Annotated in this window: 22 protein-coding genes; 11 read left to right on the forward strand and 11 right to left on the reverse strand. The window is 72.4% G+C overall.

Annotated features, from left to right (window positions below; all coding sequences use genetic code 11):
- The first annotated feature begins 110 nt into the window (after positions 1–110).
- The 3 genes from OG737_RS04800 to OG737_RS04810 all read left to right on the forward strand — a co-directional run bounded on the left by OG737_RS04800 (position 111) and on the right by OG737_RS04810 (position 3,494).
- Entirely contained in the window at positions 111–1,022 is a 912-nt protein-coding gene (locus OG737_RS04800; RefSeq protein ID WP_405921214.1) for an MBL fold metallo-hydrolase, read from the forward strand.
- 180 nt (positions 1,023–1,202) lie between these two features.
- Entirely contained in the window at positions 1,203–2,261 is a 1,059-nt protein-coding gene (locus tag OG737_RS04805; RefSeq protein ID WP_405921215.1) for a phosphotransferase family protein, read from the forward strand.
- A 12-nt stretch (positions 2,262–2,273) separates the two neighbouring features.
- A complete protein-coding gene (locus tag OG737_RS04810) occupies positions 2,274–3,494 on the forward strand; it encodes an acyl-CoA dehydrogenase family protein (protein WP_405921216.1) in 1,221 nt (406 codons plus the stop codon).
- A gap of 253 nt (positions 3,495–3,747) precedes the next feature.
- Here OG737_RS04810 and OG737_RS04815 read toward each other — a convergent pair whose 3' ends face one another.
- The gene (locus tag OG737_RS04815) at positions 3,748–4,440 is read right to left on the reverse strand and encodes a GNAT family N-acetyltransferase (protein WP_266998750.1); all 693 of its coding nucleotides are present in this window, start codon (positions 4,438–4,440) and stop codon (positions 3,748–3,750) included.
- A 126-nt stretch (positions 4,441–4,566) separates the two neighbouring features.
- Positions 4,567–4,779, reverse strand: coding sequence for a DUF397 domain-containing protein (locus OG737_RS04820; RefSeq protein ID WP_257552578.1), 213 nt, complete (start codon positions 4,777–4,779; stop codon positions 4,567–4,569).
- Positions 4,780–5,091: 312 nt separating this feature from the next.
- On the opposite strand from OG737_RS04820, the gene OG737_RS04825 reads away from it, so the two are divergent.
- Positions 5,092–5,490 carry a helix-turn-helix domain-containing protein gene (locus OG737_RS04825; RefSeq protein WP_405921217.1) on the forward strand — a complete coding sequence of 133 codons (399 nt, stop codon included), beginning with the start codon at positions 5,092–5,094 and terminating at the stop codon, positions 5,488–5,490.
- Here OG737_RS04825 and OG737_RS04830 read toward each other — a convergent pair.
- Entirely contained in the window at positions 5,479–6,561 is a 1,083-nt protein-coding gene (locus OG737_RS04830; RefSeq protein ID WP_328930254.1) for an IS630 family transposase, read from the reverse strand. The two genes, OG737_RS04825 and OG737_RS04830, sit on opposite strands and share 12 nt — an antisense overlap.
- A gap of 52 nt (positions 6,562–6,613) precedes the next feature.
- The gene (locus OG737_RS04835) at positions 6,614–6,988 is read right to left on the reverse strand and encodes a MerR family transcriptional regulator (protein WP_328930209.1); all 375 of its coding nucleotides are present in this window, start codon (positions 6,986–6,988) and stop codon (positions 6,614–6,616) included.
- Positions 6,989–7,040: 52 nt separating this feature from the next.
- Here OG737_RS04835 and OG737_RS04840 point away from each other — a divergent pair, with 52 nt between their 5' ends.
- Positions 7,041–8,177: an alkene reductase gene (locus tag OG737_RS04840; RefSeq protein ID WP_328924886.1), complete on the forward strand. Its 1,137-nt coding sequence runs from the start codon at positions 7,041–7,043 to the stop codon at positions 8,175–8,177.
- Here the strand turns inward: OG737_RS04840 and OG737_RS04845 are convergent.
- The 3 genes from OG737_RS04845 to OG737_RS04855 are packed head-to-tail and all read right to left on the reverse strand — an operon-like array spanning position 8,138 to position 11,299.
- The gene (locus OG737_RS04845) at positions 8,138–8,743 is read right to left on the reverse strand and encodes a TetR/AcrR family transcriptional regulator (RefSeq protein ID WP_328924887.1); all 606 of its coding nucleotides are present in this window, start codon (positions 8,741–8,743) and stop codon (positions 8,138–8,140) included. The two genes, OG737_RS04840 and OG737_RS04845, sit on opposite strands and share 40 nt — an antisense overlap.
- A gap of 49 nt (positions 8,744–8,792) precedes the next feature.
- Complete coding sequence (locus OG737_RS04850; RefSeq protein ID WP_405921218.1) at positions 8,793–10,529, reverse strand: AMP-binding protein; 1,737 nt, start codon at positions 10,527–10,529, stop codon at positions 8,793–8,795.
- Complete coding sequence (locus OG737_RS04855) at positions 10,526–11,299, reverse strand: SDR family oxidoreductase (RefSeq protein WP_405921219.1); 774 nt, start codon at positions 11,297–11,299, stop codon at positions 10,526–10,528. The genes OG737_RS04850 and OG737_RS04855 overlap by 4 nt, the downstream gene beginning before the upstream one ends.
- Before the next feature lie 100 nt (positions 11,300–11,399).
- Here OG737_RS04855 and OG737_RS04860 point away from each other — a divergent pair, with 100 nt between their 5' ends.
- The 4 genes from OG737_RS04860 to OG737_RS04875 all read left to right on the forward strand — a co-directional run bounded on the left by OG737_RS04860 (position 11,400) and on the right by OG737_RS04875 (position 15,476).
- Positions 11,400–12,635, forward strand: coding sequence for an exo-beta-N-acetylmuramidase NamZ domain-containing protein (locus OG737_RS04860; RefSeq protein WP_405921220.1), 1,236 nt, complete (start codon positions 11,400–11,402; stop codon positions 12,633–12,635).
- A 122-nt stretch (positions 12,636–12,757) separates the two neighbouring features.
- The gene (locus tag OG737_RS04865) at positions 12,758–14,059 is read left to right on the forward strand and encodes a serine-threonine protein kinase (protein ID WP_405921221.1); all 1,302 of its coding nucleotides are present in this window, start codon (positions 12,758–12,760) and stop codon (positions 14,057–14,059) included.
- Between the two features lie 95 nt (positions 14,060–14,154).
- Positions 14,155–14,730: a hypothetical protein gene (locus tag OG737_RS04870; protein ID WP_328924892.1), complete on the forward strand. Its 576-nt coding sequence runs from the start codon at positions 14,155–14,157 to the stop codon at positions 14,728–14,730.
- Entirely contained in the window at positions 14,727–15,476 is a 750-nt protein-coding gene (locus OG737_RS04875; protein WP_328924893.1) for a 3-keto-5-aminohexanoate cleavage protein, read from the forward strand. Before OG737_RS04870 ends, OG737_RS04875 begins: the two co-directional genes overlap by 4 nt.
- Here the strand turns inward: OG737_RS04875 and soxR are convergent.
- Positions 15,457–15,900, reverse strand: coding sequence for a redox-sensitive transcriptional activator SoxR (gene soxR, locus OG737_RS04880; protein WP_328924894.1), 444 nt, complete (start codon positions 15,898–15,900; stop codon positions 15,457–15,459). The genes OG737_RS04875 and soxR overlap by 20 nt on opposite strands.
- Before the next feature lie 108 nt (positions 15,901–16,008).
- Here soxR and OG737_RS04885 point away from each other — a divergent pair, with 108 nt between their 5' ends.
- Positions 16,009–16,470: a MaoC family dehydratase gene (locus OG737_RS04885; RefSeq protein ID WP_328924895.1), complete on the forward strand. Its 462-nt coding sequence runs from the start codon at positions 16,009–16,011 to the stop codon at positions 16,468–16,470.
- 43 nt (positions 16,471–16,513) lie between these two features.
- Here OG737_RS04885 and OG737_RS04890 read toward each other — a convergent pair whose 3' ends face one another.
- From OG737_RS04890 to OG737_RS04900, 3 genes are all read right to left on the reverse strand, one after another.
- Positions 16,514–17,146 (reverse strand): TetR/AcrR family transcriptional regulator, encoded by a 633-nt coding sequence (locus tag OG737_RS04890; RefSeq protein ID WP_405680182.1) that lies wholly within the window; start codon positions 17,144–17,146, stop codon positions 16,514–16,516.
- Positions 17,147–17,208: 62 nt separating this feature from the next.
- Positions 17,209–17,499 (reverse strand): YiaA/YiaB family inner membrane protein, encoded by a 291-nt coding sequence (locus tag OG737_RS04895; protein ID WP_328924897.1) that lies wholly within the window; start codon positions 17,497–17,499, stop codon positions 17,209–17,211.
- A 60-nt stretch (positions 17,500–17,559) separates the two neighbouring features.
- Complete coding sequence (locus OG737_RS04900; RefSeq protein ID WP_405921222.1) at positions 17,560–18,711, reverse strand: acyl-CoA dehydrogenase family protein; 1,152 nt, start codon at positions 18,709–18,711, stop codon at positions 17,560–17,562.
- Between the two features lie 77 nt (positions 18,712–18,788).
- On the opposite strand from OG737_RS04900, the gene OG737_RS04905 reads away from it, so the two are divergent.
- Positions 18,789–19,436: a TetR family transcriptional regulator gene (locus OG737_RS04905; protein WP_328924899.1), complete on the forward strand. Its 648-nt coding sequence runs from the start codon at positions 18,789–18,791 to the stop codon at positions 19,434–19,436.
- The last annotated feature ends 59 nt before the right edge of the window (positions 19,437–19,495 follow it).

Consider the following 19,495-nt stretch of genomic DNA (forward strand, 5'->3'; position numbering starts at 1 on the left):
GAACCTCCGGTCAGTGCAGCCGCGGTCAGGAGCGGTACCCGCCCTCCCCCGGCGCCGCGACGGCTGGCAGGATGCCGACCGCCCGTCAAAGCGACCCGGGGAGAGCGCAGATGCCCGTCGATGAGCCTTACCTCGTCCAGCCCGCACCAGGGGTGTACGCCTACGTCCAGCCGGACGGCGGCTGGTGCCTCAACAACGCCGGCTTCGTCAGCGACGGCGGCAGGACCCTGCTCGTCGACACCGCCGCCACCGAGCGGCGGGCCCTCGCCCTGCGCGAGGCCGTCGTGACGGCCGGGGTGCCGCTCCCCCGCACCGTGGTCAACACCCATCACCACGGCGACCACACTTACGGCAACGGCGTGTTCGCCCCCGAGGCGCTGATCCTCGCTCATGACAACGCACGGACCGAGCAGCTCACCGCCGGGCACCAGCTGGAGATGATCTGGCCCGCGACGGACTTCGGCGCGATAGACATCACGGCGCCCGACCTCACCTACAGCGACCGGATGACCCTGCACGTCGGCGAGACGGAGGTGCGGGTCATCCACCCCGGCGTCGCGCACACCACCGGCGACTCGATCGTGTGGCTGCCCCGGCAGGGCGTCGTCTTCACGGGCGACCTGGTCTTCGCCGGGGGGACGCCGTTCCTCGCGATGGGCTCACTGGCCGGCTCGCTGCGGGCGCTGGAGCTGCTCGGCTCGCTGGACGCGCAGACCGTCGTACCGGGCCACGGGCCCCTGACGGACCCGTCGGCCCACGAGGCCACCGAGCGCTATCTGCGGTACGTGTCCGAACTGGCCGCCGAGGGACACGCGAAGGGGCTGACCCCGCTGGAGGCCGCCCGGCGGGCCGATCTCGGCGAGTTCGCCGCCTGGCGGGAGAGCGAGCGGCTGGTGGCGAACCTGCACCGGGCCTACGCGGAACTGGCCGGGGAGCCGGAGGGCGTCGCCCTGGACATCCTGGCGGTGCTGCGGGACATGACGGTGATGAACGGCGGGACGCCGATCCTCTGTCACGCCTGACCGCGGGGCCTGGCCGTCAAGCATGACGGCCAGGCCCGCGGGCCTGGCGCGAACGCGCGCGGGGCGCGGCCGCGAGAGTTCTTTCGGCCCACCCTATGGACGGCATACCGACTGGTCGGCATGATGGCTTGCGAGCAACAGCCAGTCAGTCACCGTCCACCCCGTACGGAGGTGCCCAGCATGACCCCAGCGCCGGACGACCCGCGAGGCCTCGATCTGCAGCGGCTGCGCGGCCATCTCGACAGCGCGCGGCCCGGGCTCGTGGCCGGTCCGCTGAGCGGCCGGCTGATCGAAGGGGGCCGGTCGAACCTGACGTACGCGGTCACCGACGGCACCGCCCGCTGGGTCGTGCGCCGTCCCCCGCTCGGCCACGTCCTGGCCACCGCTCACGACATGCGGCGCGAGCACCGGGTGATCGCGGCCCTGCACGGGACCGCCGTGCCGGTGCCCGAGCCGCTGCTCCTGTGCGAGGACGAGTCCGTACTCGGGGCGCCGTTCTACGTCATGGAGTACGTGGAAGGGGTGCCTTACCGCACGGCGGGCGAGCTCGCCGCGATCGGCCCCGAGCGCACCCGGCGGGCGGTGCTGGGCCTGGTGGACACGCTGGTCGAGCTGCACGCGGTGGATCCGCAGGCCGTGGGGCTGGGCGACTTCGGCCGGCCCGAGGGCTTCCTCGACCGGCAGCTGCGCCGCTGGGGCAAGCAGCTCGCGGCCTCGCGGGGCCGTGAGCTCGCCGGGATCGACGAGCTGCACGGCGCGCTCGGCCGGGCGCTGCCCGACTCCCCCGCGCCGACCGTGGTGCACGGGGACTTCCGGCTGGACAACGTGCTGATCGGCGGGCCGGACGACACGATCCGGGCGGTGCTGGACTGGGAGATGTCCACGCTGGGCGATCCGCTGACCGATCTCGGACTGCTCGTGATGTACAGCTCCGACCTGGGCCTGCCCGAGTCTCCGGTCAGTACGACGAGCGGGGCGCCGGGCCATCCGACACCCGCCGAGCTGGTGGAGCGGTACGCCGCACGCTCCGGCCGGGACACCGGCGCGATCGCCTGGTACACGGCCTTCGCCTGGTTCAAGCTCGCGGTGATCCTCGAAGGCATCCACTACCGCTACACGCTCGGGCAGACCGTCGGCGCGGGCTTCGACCGGATCGGCGAGCTGGTCCCGGTCTTCATCGAACACGGTCTGATCACCCTCCAGGCCCCCCACACGTTCCAGAACCGCCAGGAAGGCTGAGGCACCTCACTCATGGATTTCGCATTCGACGCCCGGACCGAGGAACTCCGCGAGCGGCTGCTCGCGTTCATGGAGGAGTACGTCTACCCGGCGGAACCCGTCGCCGCCGAGCAGCGCGCACGGCTGGCCTCACCCTGGGACACCCCGGCCGTCTTCGGTGAACTGAAGGCCGAGGCGCGCCGCCAGGGCCTGTGGAACCTCTTCCTCCCGGATGCCGAGTACGGCGCCGGGCTGACGAACCTCCAGTACGCCCCGCTCGCCGAGATCACCGGCCGCAGCCCGCACCTGGCGCCGACGGCTACCAACTGCGCGGCCCCGGACACCGGGAACATGGAGCTGCTCGCGCAGTTCGGCAGCGAGGAGCACAAGAAGCAGTGGCTGGAACCGCTGCTGGCCGGGGAGATCCGCTCCGCCTTCGCGATGACCGAGCCGGAGGTGGCGTCCTCGGACGCGACCAACGTCGAGACCCGGATCGAGCGGTCCGCCGACGGGGCCGAGTACGTCGTCACCGGGCGCAAGTGGTTCATCTCCGGCGCCATGAACCCGGACTGCAAGGTCTTCATCGTGATGGGCAAGACCGATCCGGCGGGCGCCGACCCGCGCCGCCAGCAGTCGATGATCCTGGTCCCGCGCGACACCCCCGGGGTCGAGGTCCGCCGGGCCATGACGGTGTACGGGTACGAGGACCACGACCACGGCGGCCATGCCGAGGTGGTCTTCGACGGGGCGCGGGTCCCGGCGGCGAACCTCATCGGCGAGGAGGGCAGCGGCTTCGCCATCGCGCAGGCGCGGCTCGGCCCGGGCCGCATCCACCACTGCATGCGGCTGATCGGCATGGCGGAGCGGGCCATCGAGCTGATGTGCCGGCGCGCGGTGGACCGTACCGCCTTCGGCAATCCGCTGGCCGCGCAGGGGGTCGTGCAGAACTGGATCGCGGACGCCAGGGTCACGGTGGAGCAGTTGCGGCTGCTGGTGCTGAAGACGGCCTGGCTGATGGACACGGCCGGGAACCGGGGCGCGCACACCGAGATCCAGGCGATCAAGATCGCGACCCCGCGGGCAGTGGTGGGGATCCTCGACCAGGCGGTGCAGCTGCACGGCGCGGGCGGGGTCAGCCAGGACTTCCCGCTGGCCGAGCTGTGGGCGGCGGCGCGGACGCTGCGGCTGGCCGACGGGCCGGACGAGGTCCACCAGCGCTCACTGGCCCGGCGCGAGCTGAAGCGCTACATGTAGGGACCGGCCACCACGCCCTGTCCGGAGGGCCGGCTCCGAACAGGGCGTGCGGGGCGACGGCGGCCCGACAGGCCCTAGTGCTGCGCCGCAGAAGTTCGTGGAGGTCAGCTGGCCCCTTTGAGCAGGCGGCGCAGCCGCAGCGTCATGCAATGGCCCGCCTCGCCGTCAGGGGGGACATTACGGGCGAACCGCCGATCGGGTCGGCAGCCGAACCTGCTGAAGAATCGAGGTCAACAACTCACCCACGGATCCGTCAGGCTTGCACAGTCACACGCGGCGAGGCGGGAGACTCTGGCTGGGAACGGATTCCCGCGCCCCCGCGTGGGGTGCCATGGGCAGCGAAGAATTCCTCGGCCGTGAGGCCGAAAATGAGGTTGTCGTGGTAGCGGCCGCCGAAGTAATCGTGTCGCCGCAGACGGCCCTCCAGGGTCGCTCCGAAGGCGAGCATGCCTGCTTGTGAGACCTTGTTGAAGTCGTGCACGTAGGCTTGGGCCTTCTGGTAGCGGCGCTCACCGAACATGTAGCCGAGTACCAGAAGTCCGGCCTCCCAGGCATACCCCTTGCGCTGGTGTTCCGGGGCGACCGCCATCCCCAGATAGAAGCGGCCTGCCACGGGGTCAGCTTGAGTCGTATTGACGCAGCCCACCATGCCCCTGTGCTGCCGATCGGTGATCGCGAGGAAGAAGTTGTCGTCCAGGGGGCCCTTCGCTGCTTCCTGCTTCAGCCATTCCCGGCAGTTGTCAGGCGAGCGCGGTGCGGTGACTCGCTCCCAGGCGCGCTGGTAGGACGATGAGGACTCAAGCGCAAGGACGACTTCCCAGTCGCTTGGCTCCACGCGACGCAGAACGGTGTTCTCTGCCGCCCAGACAGGACGGGACAGGTCCATAGGCCCTGTGCCGTCCACATGTTCCAGTGCTGCCTGACCTGTTCGTTCTTGGTCGATCACGCGTCCATCCGTGTGTCTGTGTCGTGGAAGTGGAAATTGAGCGCCGAGAGGAGATCGGCGAATCGATCAAGACCAGTGGGGCCCTGGCCATGCTGGCAGAGCCCCACACGTCGCGAACGTCGTGAATCAGCCGAACTCGCCCGCCCGCACCCCCTCGCGGAAGGCAGCCCACTCCTCGGGGGTGAACCGCAGGTCACCAAGACCGGGATTCTTCGAGTCCCGCAGCGCCACAGCGCCGCCGCCGATCTCAGCGACCTCGACGCAGATTTGCAGGCTGTAGCTGCTCTTGCCCCACTGCGCTCCGCTGATGTCCCGTGCGTAGAGTTCGTTCTTCTCCATACTCAGCTCCTTCGGTGTGCCCCCGCAGTGAGCTTCCCTGCCCGTGGCCACAAAACCCCCCATGTCGCCCGTATGGAGCAAGAGTTAAGCGTCCTACTGCTGTGCCCCAGAAGTTCGTGGAGGGACGTCAGGTCGCAGAGCTGTCGGGGTAAAGACTGCAGGCGCAGTGCAGGTATTCCTTGAGGCTGCTGGAGGGAAGCCCACCGGGCAGCACGTCGTCCTCGCACACCCTCATCCTGTCGCCCGGTCGGCGGCCCTTGGCCGTGATCACTGTTCATGACCAAGGGGGCGGGGCGGAGCACAGCAGTCGCGGTGAGGCTGAACGAAGCGACCAGGGCAGTGCTGCAACAGCTCGCCTCGTCGGCGAAGGCCCAGGTGAGGCAGGTGTTGCGGGCCAGGATTGTGCTGGCTGCGGCCGATGGGGATAGCAACGGGTCCATCGCCCGCCAGCTCGCGGTGAGTGTGAACACGGTCCGCCAGTGGCGCGGGCGGTATGCCCAGCACGGGCTGGAGGGTCTGAAGGACGCCGCCCGCACCGGTCGGCCGCGCCGCTATGGCGATCTGGTCCGCGTGGCCGTGGTCGCCGCCGCCACGAGCATGCCGCCCGGCCCGCAGGCCACCTGGACCCATACCGCGATCGCCGCACAGGTCGCGGCCGACGTCACCGCGCCGATATCCGCCTCCCAGGTCGGCCGGATCCTAGTCTTCTGAGTCGGGAATTCTGTTCAGATAGCTGGCGAGGCGTTCGAGGATCTCGTCTGCGGTCTTGGTCCAGACGTAGGGCTTGGGGTCGGTGTTCCAGGCGGCGATCCAGTCACGGATGTCCTTCTCGAGGGCCTGGACTGACTTGTGGACGCCTCGCCGTATCTGCTTGTTGGTGAGTTCGGCGAACCATCGCTCGACCAGGTTCAGCCAGGACGACCCGGTCGGGGTGAAGTGCAGGTGGAACCGGGGGTGGCCGAGCAGCCACTTCTTGATGTCCGGGGTCTTGTGGGTGGCGTAGTTGTCGCAGATCAGATGGACGTCCAGGCCTGCCGGCACTTCCTTGTCGAGCTTGACCAGGAACTTCTTGAACTCCTCGGCCCGATGGCGGCGGTGCAGGGAGCCGATCACCTTGCCGGTGGCCACGTTGAGTGCGGCGAACAGGGTGGTCGTGCCGGCCCGGACGTAGTCGTGCGTTGACCGCTCCGGGACCCCGGGCATCATCGGCAGCACCGGCTGGGACCGGTCCAGGGCCTGGATCTGCGACTTCTCGTCCACGCAGAACACCAGCGCCCGCTCGGGCGGGTCCAGATAGAGGCCGACGACATCGTGGACCTTGTCGACGAAGTACGGGTCGGTCGACAGCTTGAAGGTCTCCGAGCGGTGCGGCTGCAGGCCGAACGCCCGCCAGATCCGTGAGACCGAGGACTGGGACAGGCCCATTTCCTTCGCCATCGACCGCGTCGACCAGTGCGTCGCGTTCTTCGGCTTGGACTCCAAGGTCCTGGTGACCACCGCGGCAACCTGCCCGTCCGTCACCGATCTGGGGCCGCCGGAACGCGGCATGTCTCCCAGGCCCGCGATCCGGTACTGCACGAAACGGGCCCGCCAACGGCCGACCGCCTGAGGCGTTGATCCGAGACGGACGGCCACGTCCTTGTTCGAGACACCCTCGGCGCAGGCCAGGATGATCCGGCACCGCAAAGCCCACGCCTGCGGCGTGGAACGACGCCGCACCCACCCCTCCAGTGCGACCCGTTCCTCGTCCGACAGCGTCAACTCGGCCTTCGGCCGCCCCATCCGCGCCATAGGCCAACCCTACACATCTGAACAGAACTCAAGACTCAGAACACTAGGAACCGACGGCGACTCGGCCCGCCGCCGCGTCGATGACCTCGTCCAGCACTTCGCGTGAGCGCAGCAGGTCGCTGATCATCCGGTCGATCCGGTCCCGCTCGGCGGCCAGTTCGGCCACCAGCGCCGGGGTGGCCCGCACCGAGGGGCCGCCGTCCGCGTCCCGCATGCAGGGCAGGATCCGTGCGATCTTCGAGCTGTGCAGGCCGGCCGCGTAGAGCTCCTGGATGCGGATGACCCGGTCGACGGCCCGCTCGGAGAAGTCGCGGTGGCCTCCGGGCGTCCGGTCGGAGACCAGCAGGCCCTGTTGCTCGTAATAGCGCAGTGACCGCTCACTGACCCCGGTGCGCGTCGCCAGTTCACCGATCCGCATGCCCGCCCCCGCTCTTGAATCTGACATCAGTGTCAGGTTCTACGGTACCGGCATGACGCAGACACCGCAGGTCCCCACCGCATCCCGCCTCTTCGAGCCGGCCCGCCTCGGCGGTCTGGAACTCCCCAGCCGCCTGGTGATGGCGCCCCTGACGCGCACCCGCGCCGGGGCCGACGGCGTCCCCGGCGACCTCATGGCCACGTACTACGCGCAGCGCGCCTCGGCCGGTCTGATCATCGCCGAGGCCACCACGCCCAACGCCGTCGGCCGGACCTACCCGCGCATCCCCGGCATACACACTCCCGCGCAGGTCGCCGGGTGGCGCCGGGTCACCGACGCGGTGCACGCCGCGGGCGGGCGGATGTTCCTCCAGCTCCAGCACGGCGGCCGGGTCGGCCACCCCGCCACCAGCGGGCACGTCCCGCTCGCCCCGTCCGCGGTGCGGTTCCCGGAGCCGCTGCACACCCCCGGCGGACTCCAGGACGCCGTCGCGCCCCGCGAGATGACGGCCGGGGACATCAGGTCCACCATCGCCGACTTCGCGGCCGCCGCCCGCAGTGCCGTCGAGGCGGGCTTCGCCGGGGTGGAGGTGCACTCCGCCAACGGCTACCTGCTCCACCAGTTCCTCTCCCGGAACACCAACCTCCGCACCGACGAGTGGGGCGGGTCGGTGGAGGGGCGGATCCGGTTCACCGTCGAGGTGGTCCGGGCCGTCGCCGAGGCCGTCGGCCCGCAGCGGGTCGGCGTGCGCATCTCGCCCGGACTGGACGTCAACGGCATCGAGGAGGGGGACACCGAGGAGATCTACCCGGCGCTGCTGGCAGCCCTGACGGACATCGGGCCGGTCTACCTGCACCAGGTCCACGCCGATCCCGCCCGGCCCGCCTTCGCGGAGATCCGCAAGGCCTGGCCCGGCACGCTGATCGCCAACCCGGCGCTCTCCCGCGAGGAGGTCGCGGCCGACGGCGGCAAGCGGCGCGGCGAGCGGCTGCTGGCCGAGGGCGCCGACCTCGTCGCGCTGGGCCGGGGCTTCCTCGCCAACCCCGACCTCGTGGAGCGGCTGCGCACGGGCGCGCCGCTGGACGAGGTCCGCCCGGAGTTCCTGATGCACGTCCACGGGGCGGAGGGCTACACCGACTACCCGACGCTTCAGGGGCGCAGCGCGCGCAGCAGCAGGTCGGCCAGGTGATCGGCGACCTGCTGCGGCGTGAGCGGCCCGTCCGCGCGGTACCAGGTGGACAGGTGGTGCACGGACCCGAAGTGGTAGTCCACCACCAGGTCGGCGGGGGTGGCGTCGGAGAACACCCCCGTCCGCTGGCCCTCCTCGATCAGCGCCCGGAAGCGCTCGTGGTAGCGCCGGCGCTCGGCCCGCACCTGCTTGGACTTCTCCGGGCTGAGCTGGTGCATCGACCGGAAGAAGATCGCCGCGTCGTCGAGGTTCTCGATGGTGGTCACCACCACGTCGGCGGCGGCCGCCCGCAGCCGCTCCTCGACGGGTGCGTCGGATCCGGCCACCGCGTCGAGCCGCTGCTGCTGCAGGCGCAGCATCCGCGCGTACACCTCGTGCAGCAGGTCGTCCTTGGACCCGAAGTAGTGGTAGAGCGCGCCCTTGGTGACCCCGGCCGCCTCGACGATCTCCTGCACGGACGTGCGGTCATAGCCTCGCTCGGCGAACAGCCGGGTCGCGACGGCCAGCAGCCGCTGCGGTACCGGGGCCTCGTGCGCGCCTTCGGGTTCCGTGGTCCTGGCAGCCATGGCGCCGACCTTCCCTTCCCTTTCCTCCTGTACGACCGTCCGACTGTTTTCAGCCGCGATCGCGCAGTTCCCGTCGCAGGATCTTGCCACTGGTGGTCTTCGGAAGGACAGGCAGGATCTCCACCTGGCGCGGGTATTTGTACGCGGCGATCCGCTCGGCGCAGTAGGCCGACAGTTCCGCAGGCTCCGCCGAGGTGCCGGGCCGGAGGCTGACATAGGCCTTCACGCTCTCCCCGCGGTAGGGATCCGGAACGCCGACCACGGCCGCCTCGCGGACCGCGGGGTGGGTGTAGAGCACGTCCTCGACCTCGCGCGGCCAGACCTTGAAGCCGGAGGCGTTGATCATGTCCTTCTTGCGGTCGACGACGTAGAGCCAGCCGTCGGTGTCCATGAACCCGACGTCTCCGGTGCGCAGTTCGCCGTCCGGGAACGCCTTGGCGGTGTCGGCGGGCAGGCCCCAGTAGCCGGGCACGACCTGGGGGCCGCGGACGGCTATCTCGCCGCTTTCGCCGAAGGCGACCTCGGCGCCCCGCTCGTCGAGGATGCGCACGACGGTCTCGGCGCCGGGCAGTCCGACGGAGAGGGTGCCGGAGGCGGGGTCGACGGGGGCTTCGAGGTGCGGGGGGACGGAGGCGCAGGGGGCGGTGCACTCGGTGAGGCCGTAGCCGTTGCGGAGGTAGAAGCCGAAGGCGGCGCGGAGGCGTTCGACGAGTGCGGGCGGCAGCGGGGCTCCGCCGGAGGAGATCACCTGGAACGAGGCGAAGTGGTCCCGGGTGACGGCGGGGTGCGCCGCCAGGGCCATGAAGGCGGTGGCCGGTCCGACGGTGTAGGCCGGTCGGTGCTCCAGGAAGGCGTCGAGCACGACCGCGGCGTCGAAGCGGTGCGCGAGGACGAGGGTGCCGGCGTTGGCGAAGCAGGCGGCGAGCTCGCAGACCATGCCGGTGATGTGGAAGAGGGGCGCGAGGGCGAAGTAGGCGGCGCCCTCGGGGACCGGGTGGCCGGTGACCTGGCGGACGGCGTTGTACGTGAGCGCGCCGTGCGGGTTCATGGCGCCCTTGGGGGTGCCGCTGGTGCCGGAGGTGTAGCTGATGAGGGCGGTGTCGGCGGCGGTGAGGTGCGGATCGTCCGGCGCGGGGTGGCCCTGGCGGGCCACGGTCGTGAGGTCGGCGGCCGTCGGCCCCGCCGGCCAGGTCGCGGAGTCCGGGGCGGCGTGCGGCGCGGAGGCGGGCGCCGGGCCCGGCAGGGAGTCCGGCGCCCGGCGCGGATCCGGTACGGCGGCCGGGGCGAAGAGCCGCGCGTCGTCACGGGTCTGGAAATCCCGGTCGCGGGCGGTCAGGGCGACGCGTACGTCCGTACCGCGCGCGGCCTCGCGCACGTACCCCGTCCACGCCCGGCCGTCGCAGACCAGCGCGGCGGCGCCGGAGTCGCGCAGGATGTGCCCGACCTCGCCGGCCTTGTACATCGGGTTGAGCGGGACGACGACGGCCCCGGCCTTCCAGGCGGCGAGGACGGCGAGCACGAAGTGCGGGGTGTTCTGCAGCATGACGGCGACCCGGTCCCCGCGGCCGACGCCGTGCGCCGCGAGGTGGCCGGCGACGGAGTCGGACAGCGCGTCGGCCTCGGCGTAGTCGGTGCGGCCGTCGAAATAGGCGAGCGCGGTGCGCTCGGGGGCCCGGGCCACGGCCTCCCGGAAGAGGTGCAGCACGGTCGGCGGCGGCGCGACGGGCGCGCGCTGGGCCGGGCTGAGCAGCCCGAGCCAGGGCCGGGCGGCGTACGCGGAGCTCACCGGGTCTCCCACTTCTGCTGGATGTGGTTCATACCGCTCAGCCAGCGGTCCGGTTCGGTCGCGCGGGCGGCGTAGAAGTCCGCGACCTCGGGGTGCGGGAGGATCAAGAACCGGCCCTTCTCCATGCCGTCGAACAGTGCGTCAGCGACCGCTTCCGGCTCGATCGCGGTCGGCGCGAGGACGAGGTCGCCCGCCGATCCCGCGGCCGTCAGCATGTCGGTGCGCACCCCTTGCGGACAGATGGCGTGGACCAGGACACCGCGGTGGCGGTAGGTCAGCGAGAGCCATTCGGCGAAGGCGAGCGCACCGTGCTTGGTGACACTGTACGGCGCCGCCCCGATCATGGTCAGCAGTCCTGCGGCGGAGACGGTGGACACGAAGCGGCCGCTCCCCCGCTCCAGCCAGTCGGGCAGGAGCAGCCTGGCCGCGCGGACGTGGGCCATGACGTTGGTGTCCCAGGCCGCCTCCCAGACGGCCTCGTCGGCGAACGCGTCGCCGCCCGAGGCGAGTCCGGCGTTGGCGCAGTAGACGTCGATCCCGCCGCCGAGGGCGTCCCGGGCCTCGGCGACGATCGCCGACGCGTCGCCCGGCACCGGGATCGCCCGGGCCCCGATGGCGCCCGCCACGGCGGCGGCCTTGGCCGCGTCGAGGTCGTTGACCACCACCGTGGCTCCCTCGGCCGCGAAGCGGTGCGCGAGGGCGGCGCCGATGCCGCCGCCCGCGCCGGTGACGACGACTCGCTGGTCCTGGTACTCGCTCACGGGGATCACCTCTCGTGCGGCCGGACGCCGGCCCGGCGTACTTGGATGGCGGGCAGACTAACCGGTCGGTATGTCCGGGCGGAAGGGGTTCGCCTCGTAGCGTGGCCGGATGACGCTGTCGCGACGCGGGGTACTGGGACTGGCGGGGGCCATGGGGGCGGCGGGGGCCGTGGGGGCGGCCGCCCCACGGGCGGGGCGCGTGCGGACCGGTTTCGAGCGGCTCGCGGCGGGCGGGTACGCCGAACTCGCCGGGCAGCGGGTCGGGGTCGTCACCAACCCCACCGGGATCACCGCCGACGCCCGCCACCTGGTCGACGTGCTCCACGCGGACGAGCGGGTGGACCTGGTGGCCGTGTTCGGCCCCGAGCACGGGTTCCGTGGGACGGCGCAGGCGGGCGGCTCCGAGGGGGCCTCCCGGGATCCGGCGACCGGGCTGCCCGTCCACGACACGTACGACAAGAGCGGGCAGCGGCTCGCCGACGTGTTCACGGCGGCCGGGATCGACACCGTCGTCTTCGACATCCAGGACGTCGGGGCACGCTTCTACACCTACATCTGGACGCTCTACGACTGCATGCGCGCGGCCGCCCTCGCAGGCAAGGCGATGGTGGTCCTGGACCGGCCCAATCCGGTGGGCGGCCGACGGGCCGCGGGGCCGGTGCTGGAACGGCCGTACGCGAGCTTCGTGGGGCGCGAGCCGATCGCGCTCGCGCACGGGATGACGGCGGCCGAGCTGGCCCTGCTCTTCAACGGCGAGTTCCTGGCCGGCGATCCGGTCAGGCTGCGCACGGTGGCGATGACCGGCTGGCGGCGGGGGTCCTTCTTCGGCGAGACCGGGCTGCCCTGGGTGCCGCCGAGCCCGAACATGCCGACCCCGGACACGGCCCTCGCGTACGCCGGCACCTGCCTGCTGGAGGGGACGAACCTGTCCGAGGGGCGCGGGACGACCACGCCCTTCGAGGTGGTGGGCGCGGAAGGCGTCGACCGGCGGTGGGCCGAGGCGGCCAACGCGCTGGAGCTGCCCGGGGTGTGGTTCCGCGAGGCGTACTTCACGCCCACGTTCTCCAAGCACGTGGGCAAGGTGTGCGGCGGGGTCCGGCTGATCGTGCACGACCGGGAGGCCTTCGATCCGGTCCGGGCCGGGATCGGGCTGCTGGTCACCGCCCGGCGGACGTGGAGCGGCTTCGCCTGGCGCACGGACCACTGGATCGACAAGCTGACGGGTTCGGACCGGGTGCGAGGGCTCGTGGACGGGGGGGCCGGGGTGGAGGAGATCGCCGGTGACTGGGCGGCCGGGCTGGCCCGGTTCGAGGCGGTGCGCGGGAAGTACCTGCTCTACGGGTGAGCGGCGAGCCGGTGAGCGGGTGAGGCGGCAAGCAGGTGAGCCGGTGACGTCACGGGTCTGGCCGGGCGGGGGCGACAGCAGGATGCTGGATCCACCGGAGGGACGGCGTGGAGGGGGACGTCATGGCGGACATCACGGTGCGGGGCGCAGCCGGGATCGGGGTCGGGCCGTACGCGGAGCTCACCTTCGACTCCGAGGGGGACGTGGACCGGCCCTCACAGGGCGCGGTGTCCCGCATGGAGGCCACGGACCTGCTGGTCTTCGCGCACGGCTGGAACAGCGACCGGTCCACCGCGACCCGGCTCTACGACCGGTTCTTCGCCCCTTTCCCGGGGCTGGTGGGGACGGGGGTGCGTCTGGGGTACGTGGGCGTCGTATGGCCTTCGATCCGCTTCTCCGACGAGCCGATACCGGACTTCGAGGCATCGGGCGCGCTGGCGGAGCCCGGCTTCGGCACGGCGCTGGACCCCGGTACCCGGCAGGCGCTCGGGGAGTTCTGGCCCGGGCGGCGGGCGGAGCTGGACCGGGTGGCCGAACTGCTGGAGGAGCGGCCGGAGTCGGAGGCCGCGTTCATCGAGTTCGGGGCCCTCGTACGGGAACTGGCCGGGGTGGACTCGGTGGCGACGGCGGCCGCGCAGCCGGTGCCCGCGCTCTTCGCGGAGGACGTCCTGGAGGTGTGCCGGACCCTGACGCGCGCCCTGCTGGAGGCGGGCGCGCAGCCCGGGGCCGCCGCCGAACGGGACCTGGCGCCGGGCGGCGTACCGCGCGCCCTGTGGAACGGCGCCAAGGAGCTGCTGCGGCAGGCGACGTACTACCAGATGAAGAAGCGGGCGGGAGTCGTCGGCGAGCGCGGTCTCGGCCCGGTGCTGGCGGAGCTGGCGCGGCAGCGCCCGGCGCTGCGGGTGCATCTGATCGGGCACAGCTTCGGGGCGCGCCTGATCTCCTTCTCGCTGCGCGCCGTGCCCGACGGCGCCCGGTACGTGAAGTCCCTGACCCTGCTCCAGGGGGCCTTCTCCCACTACGCGTTCTGCGACCGGCTGCCCCACGACAAGGGCCGCGGCGGCGCCCTCGGCGGCCTCCAGCGCAAGGTCGACGGACCGGTGGTGGCGTGCCATTCCCCGCACGACACCTCGCTGCGGGTGTTCTACCCGCTGGCCTCCCGGATGGCGGGGGATTCGGCCGGACTTCTGGGTTTCGACGAGCGCTGGGGCGCCATCGGACACGACGGGGTGCAGGCCGTACCGGGTACGCCCCGGTTGGCCCTGGACACGGCCCTGCGCGAGGGGGTGCCCACGACGGGCTGTGTCAGCGTGGACGCGGGCTCGGTGGTGCGGCGCGGCGGAGCCCCCGCGGGGGCGCACAGCGACATCTGCCACGAGGAACTGGCCCGGCTGGTGGTTACCGCGGGGCGCATGGGGCGCTGACTTCCGGCCATGTGCCACCCACACGCCCCGACCGCCCCCGCATGCGCCCGGCCCGGGCCGGGCATGTTGGGCACATCTGCGGAGGTGAAGGTGCGATGGCGGGTTTCCGGAGTCTGGCTTACCAGGTGCGCGACGCGCGCAACGACCGGGCCCTGCGGCGCCATTCGCTGCGCCGCTGCCTGGAGCGGTTCGCCCCGTACGGGCACCGGGCCACCTGGTGGCACCTGTGTGACCGGCACGGGATCGCCCCCGAGGACCGGGGGGCGGATCCGCTGAGGCTGGTCGCCGCGCTGGAGGAGCTGGAGGACGCGCGGGCGGTCTGGCTGGAGTACGAGCGCCAGTTCGCGGAGCGGCGCAGACGGGAGAAGCACCACGGGCTGCGCCGGCCGGAGTGGGCGTGGGGCGGGAGCGGCGACGCGGTGGTGCGGTGCGCGGATCCGGGGGTGCGGCCGGAGGGGGCGCTGGGCGAGGTGCTGCGGCGGCTGGTGAACGCCTTGGAGTCGGCGCCGGGGACGGCGTGCCCGGTCTGCGGGGAGGAGGAACTGCGGTGGCCGGCCGCGGTCGGCGCCTGGGAGGGGGCCTGGGCCTGGGACGGTCCGGTGTGCGGGGGCTGCGGGATCGTGGTGCCGAGACCGGCGCTGGCGGACACCCCGGCGGCGGGGGCCGCGTGAGGCTCGCGCCGACGGTGTCGCTGAACGGCGCCCGGAGCGCCGCCGACGGCCCGGCCGTGCCGATGTCCCCCCAGGACCTGGCGGAGGCGGCGCTGGCCTCGGTCGCCGCCGGGGCCGGGGAGGTACTGGTGCACCCGCGGACCCCGTGCGGCCGGCAGAGCCTGTCGCCCCGGGTGGTCGGGCCGGTGCTGGAGGCGCTGCGGGGCGCGGGGGTCGGCGTACCCCTGTGCGTGGACGCGAGCATCGGGGCCGAGCCCGATCCGGCGGGGCGGCTGGAGCGGGTCCGGTCCTGGTCGGTGCTGCCGGACCGGGCGGCGGTGAGCTTCGCGGAGCCGGGGGCCGGAGAGCTGGCCGGGGCGCTGCTGGCGCGGGGGGTCGTGGTGGAGGCGGTGGTGCCGCTGGGCGGGCCGGCCGGGCCGGAGCCGATGGCGCGGTTCCTGGCCTGGCCGGTGCGCGACCCCGGGCGGGTCCGGCTCGCGGGGGAGCTCGCGACGGCCGATCCGGCCCTGGTGGCCGCTCTGCGCGGGCCGCCGCCGGTGGCGCTGCTGCTGTACGGGCGGGAGGCCGCCGCCTGGCCGGTGCTGCGGCTGGCCGCGCGGTGCGGTACGGGCGGGCGGACCGGCGTCGGGGACGTACTGCACCTGCCGGACGGGCGGCCGGCGCGGTCGAATGCCGAACTGGTCGCGGCGGCCCGGGGGGTGTGGGAGCGGGAGGCCGGGACGGGTCCTAGAGCCGCGAGCCGGTGAGCCTCTCGCCGAAGACGTCGTCGGGGTTGGACAGTGCGCAGTTCTCCAGCGAGAGGCAGCCGCAGCCGATGCAGTCCGTCAGGTGGTCGCGCAGGCGCCCGAGTTGGGCGATGCGCTGGTCGAGTTCGGCGCGCCAGGCCTCGGACAGCTGGGCCCAGTCCTCGCGGTTGGGGGTGCGCTCCTCGGGGAGCCGGGCCAGTGCGTCGCGGATGCTGGCCAGCGGGATGCCCACGCGCTGGGCGGCGCGCACGAAGGCCACCCGGCGCAGCGCGTCGCGGGTGTAGCGGCGCTGGTTGCCGGAGGTGCGGCGGCTGCTGATCAGGCCCTTGGTCTCGTAGAAGTGGAGCGCGGAGACGGCGGCGCCGCTGCGGGCGGACAGCTGGCCGACGGTGAGTTCGTGGATTTTCTCGGGAATCTGCGGCACCCCGCCGAGGGTAGTCGGAGGTCCGTTGACATACACATACGGTCCCAGCATGCTGAGCAAGCGCTTATTCGCCCAGCGCTATCCGTGAGTGAGAGGCAGGAGCAGGGCATGGCCGAGCCGAGGATCTTCACGTCCGCCGAGGAGTTGCACGCCGGGACGGGCGAGCCGCTGGGGCCCAGCGGGTGGCTGGAGGTGGACCAGAAGCGGATCGACCTCTTCGCGGACGCGACCGGCGACCACCAGTGGATCCACGTGGACCCGGAGCGTGCGGCGACCGGACCCTTCGGCTCCACGATCGCCCACGGCTACCTGACCCTGTCCCTGCTGCCGAGCCTGGTGCCGCAGATCATGCGGGTCGAGGGCATGAAGATGGGCATCAACTACGGGACGAACAAGGTGCGCTTCCCGGCGCCGGTGCCGGTCGGGTCCCGGCTCCGGGCCACCGCTGTGATCACGGAGGTCACGGAGGCCGGGGGCGGCGTACAGGTCGCGGCGACCGTCACGGTCGAGCGCGAGGGCGGGGACAAGCCGGTGTGCGTCGCGGAGTCGGTGTCCCGCTACTACTTCTGATCCCGGACCGCTTCACCACTTCACCGCTTCCGGCTGCGGACTGCTACCGGCTCCGGGGGCGCGCGTTCACCATGCGGAGCACGAGGTCGGCGTAGAGCGCGCCGACCTCGTCGGGTGTGCGCTGCCCGGCCACGCTGAACCAGCGGGCCACGTCGATGCAGAGCGACAGTACGGCGAGGGTGGTGCCCGGCACGTCGGGGACGTCGAACTCCCCCGCCGCGACCCCGTCGGCGAGGATGCGGCGCACGGCGGCGTCGCTCTGCCGGCGCAGTGCCACGATCTCGGAGCGGTGCTCCGGAGCGAGAGCGTCGAGCTCGTACTGGACCACGCGCGCGGTGGTGTGGTGTGCCGCGTGCCACAGCACGAAGGACCGAACGGCGGCGTCGAGCCGCTCGGCGGCGCGGCCGGGGCCGTCGGCCGCGGTGGTGAGGATCTCCAGGGCCTTGTCGTGGCCGATCCGGCTGATCCTGTGGAGCAGCTCTTCCTTGGTCTTGTAGTGGATGTAGAGCGCGGCCGGGCTCATGCCGGCGCGGCCCGCGATGTCACGCGTGGTGGTGGCGTGGTACCCGCGCTCGGCGAACGCGTCGACGGCGGCGACGAGCAGCCGCCGCGCGGCGTCGGGGGTGACCTCCGACCACGGCTGGTAGCCGCCGACCGTCTCCTCCGCGCTGTCCATCGCTCGCACTCACCTTTTTCGCCGTGTGGGAGTGAACACCTTACCGGAGGGTGAGCAAGCGCTTAGGGCTTCGGCTGGAAGGGGTCGTACTCGGCCAGGATCTTCTCCATCCTGGCCTGATCGACCCTGCTGACGATCTGGCCCGCCTCCTGCCGGTCGCGGATCACCTTGGCGAGCGTGAAGGCCGAGGTGGTCAGGTAGAGGACGGCGATGCCGAGGAAGCCCCGCACCCACGCGTCCGCGTCGAGGTTGTAGATGCCGACGGCCACCGCGCTCAGCGCGACGCCGAAGGAGGCGACGGCCTGGCCGTAGTACGCCCCCGTGTTCTGCTGCTTGACCGGTGTCTCGTTCATGGCGACAGCATCCGGCGGATGTGGCGGGGCCCACATCCGCGCGGATACTCATGCGCGTACTCAGAAGGCGGAGACTCCGGTGCGCGCCCGGCCGATGAGCAGCTTCTGGATCTGGCTGGTGCCCTCGTACAGGGTCATCACGCGGGCGTCGCGCAACAGTTTCCCGGCCGGGTACTCGTCGATGTAGCCGTAGCCGCCGTGCACCTGGAGGGCGTTGCTCGCGGCCCGGACGGCGGCCTCGGAGGCGAAGAGCTTCGCGGTGGAGGACTCGGTGGCGAACGGCCGCCCGCGGTCGATGAGGTCCGCGACCCGCCAGGTGAGCAGGCGGGCGGCGTCCACGTCGACGGAGATGTCGGCGATCAGCTCCTGGACCAGCTGGTGGTGGGCGATCGGCTTGCCGAACTGCTCGCGCTGGGCGGCGTACGAGACGGCCGCGTCGAGCGCCGCCTGGGCGATGCCGACACAGCCGGCGGCGACCGACATCCGGCCCTTGGCCAGCGCGGACATGGCGACCGAGAAGCCCTTGCCCTCGGGGCCGAGCATCGCGGATGCGGGGACGCGGACGCCGTCGAAGGCGAGTTCGGCGGTGGCCTGGCCGCGCAGGCCGAGCTTGCCGTGGATCTCGCGCCGGGTGAGGCCGGGCGTGTCGGTGGGGACGAGGAAGGCGGAGACCCCGCGGTGGCCGGGTTCGTCGCCGGTGCGGGCGAAGAGCAGGACGACGTCGGCCCAGGTGCCGTTGGTGATGAACATCTTGCTGCCGCTGACCAGGTACGAGTCCCCCTCGCGCACGGCGCGGGTGGTGAGGCTGCCCGCGTCGGAGCCGGTGCCGGGCTCGGTGAGGCCGAAGCAGCCGAGTGCGTCCCCGGAGCACAGGCGGGGCAGCCAGGCGTGCTTCTGTTCCTCGGTGCCCCAGGCCGCGATGGTCTTGGCGACCAGGCCGAGGGAGACGGAGACGATGCCGCGCACCGCGGAGTCGCCGCGGCCGAGCTCCTCGGTGACGAGGACGTAGGAGAGGTGGTCGCCGCCGGAGCCGCCGTACTCCTCGGGGACGGTCAGACCGAGGAAGCCGAGGTCCCCGAGCTTCTTCACGATGGCCCGGTCCACGCTCTCGGCGCGGTCCCACTCGGCCGCGTACGGGGCGACCTCGCGCTCGGTGAACTCGCGGGCGAGCCGGCGTACGGCCTCCTGCTCCTCGCTCAGCTCCAGGTTCACCGGGCACCTCCGGGCCTCTCGTCCGGCCGTTAACTAGCACCGGTAGTTTATGGCGGGCAGGCCCTACTATGTGGCGCATGGCCAGACCGCGCAAGCCTCTCCTCAGCAGAGCCCGCATCGTCGAGGCGGCGGCCGAGCTGGTCGATACGGAGGGGCTGGAGGCGGTCTCGACGCGGCGGCTGGCCGCCGCGCTGGGGGTCAGTGGGCCGTCCCTGTACAACCACTTCCGCACGAAGGACGAGATCCTGGAGGCGGTGGCGGACGCGGTGAGCGCGCGGGTCGACTTGTCGATGTTCGAGGCTCCGGGCCCGGACTGGCGGGGCGCTCTGCACGCCTGGGCCCACTCGTACCGGGACGCCCTGTCCGACCATCCGAACATCGTGCCGGTGCTGGCGCGGGGGCCGGGCCGCCGCCCGGCGGGCCTGCGGCTGGCGGACGCCGTGTTCGGCGCGATGACGGCGGCCGGCTGGCCCCCGGCGCAGGCGACCCGGATCGGCGCGCTGATGAGGTACTTCATCCTCGGCTCGGCGGTGGCCTCCTTCGCCCGGGGTTTCGTGGACGACGAGACGGCATACGACCCGGCGGACTACCCCCACCTGGGCCGGGCCCATCTGCTGGCCGAGCACCAGCGCGAGGTGGACGAGGGCGCCTTCGAAACGGGCCTGGCGGCCCTGCTGGACGGGCTGTCCCTGCAGTACGAGGCGCTGGCGCGCGACGTTTCCTGAGGCCGGGCCGGTCCTCCCCATCGCGGGGCGGGAGCCCCGCGACGGGGAGGACCCCGACG

Source organism: Streptomyces sp. NBC_00122, from assembly GCF_045160845.1.
GTDB lineage: Bacteria > Actinomycetota > Actinomycetes > Streptomycetales > Streptomycetaceae > Streptomyces.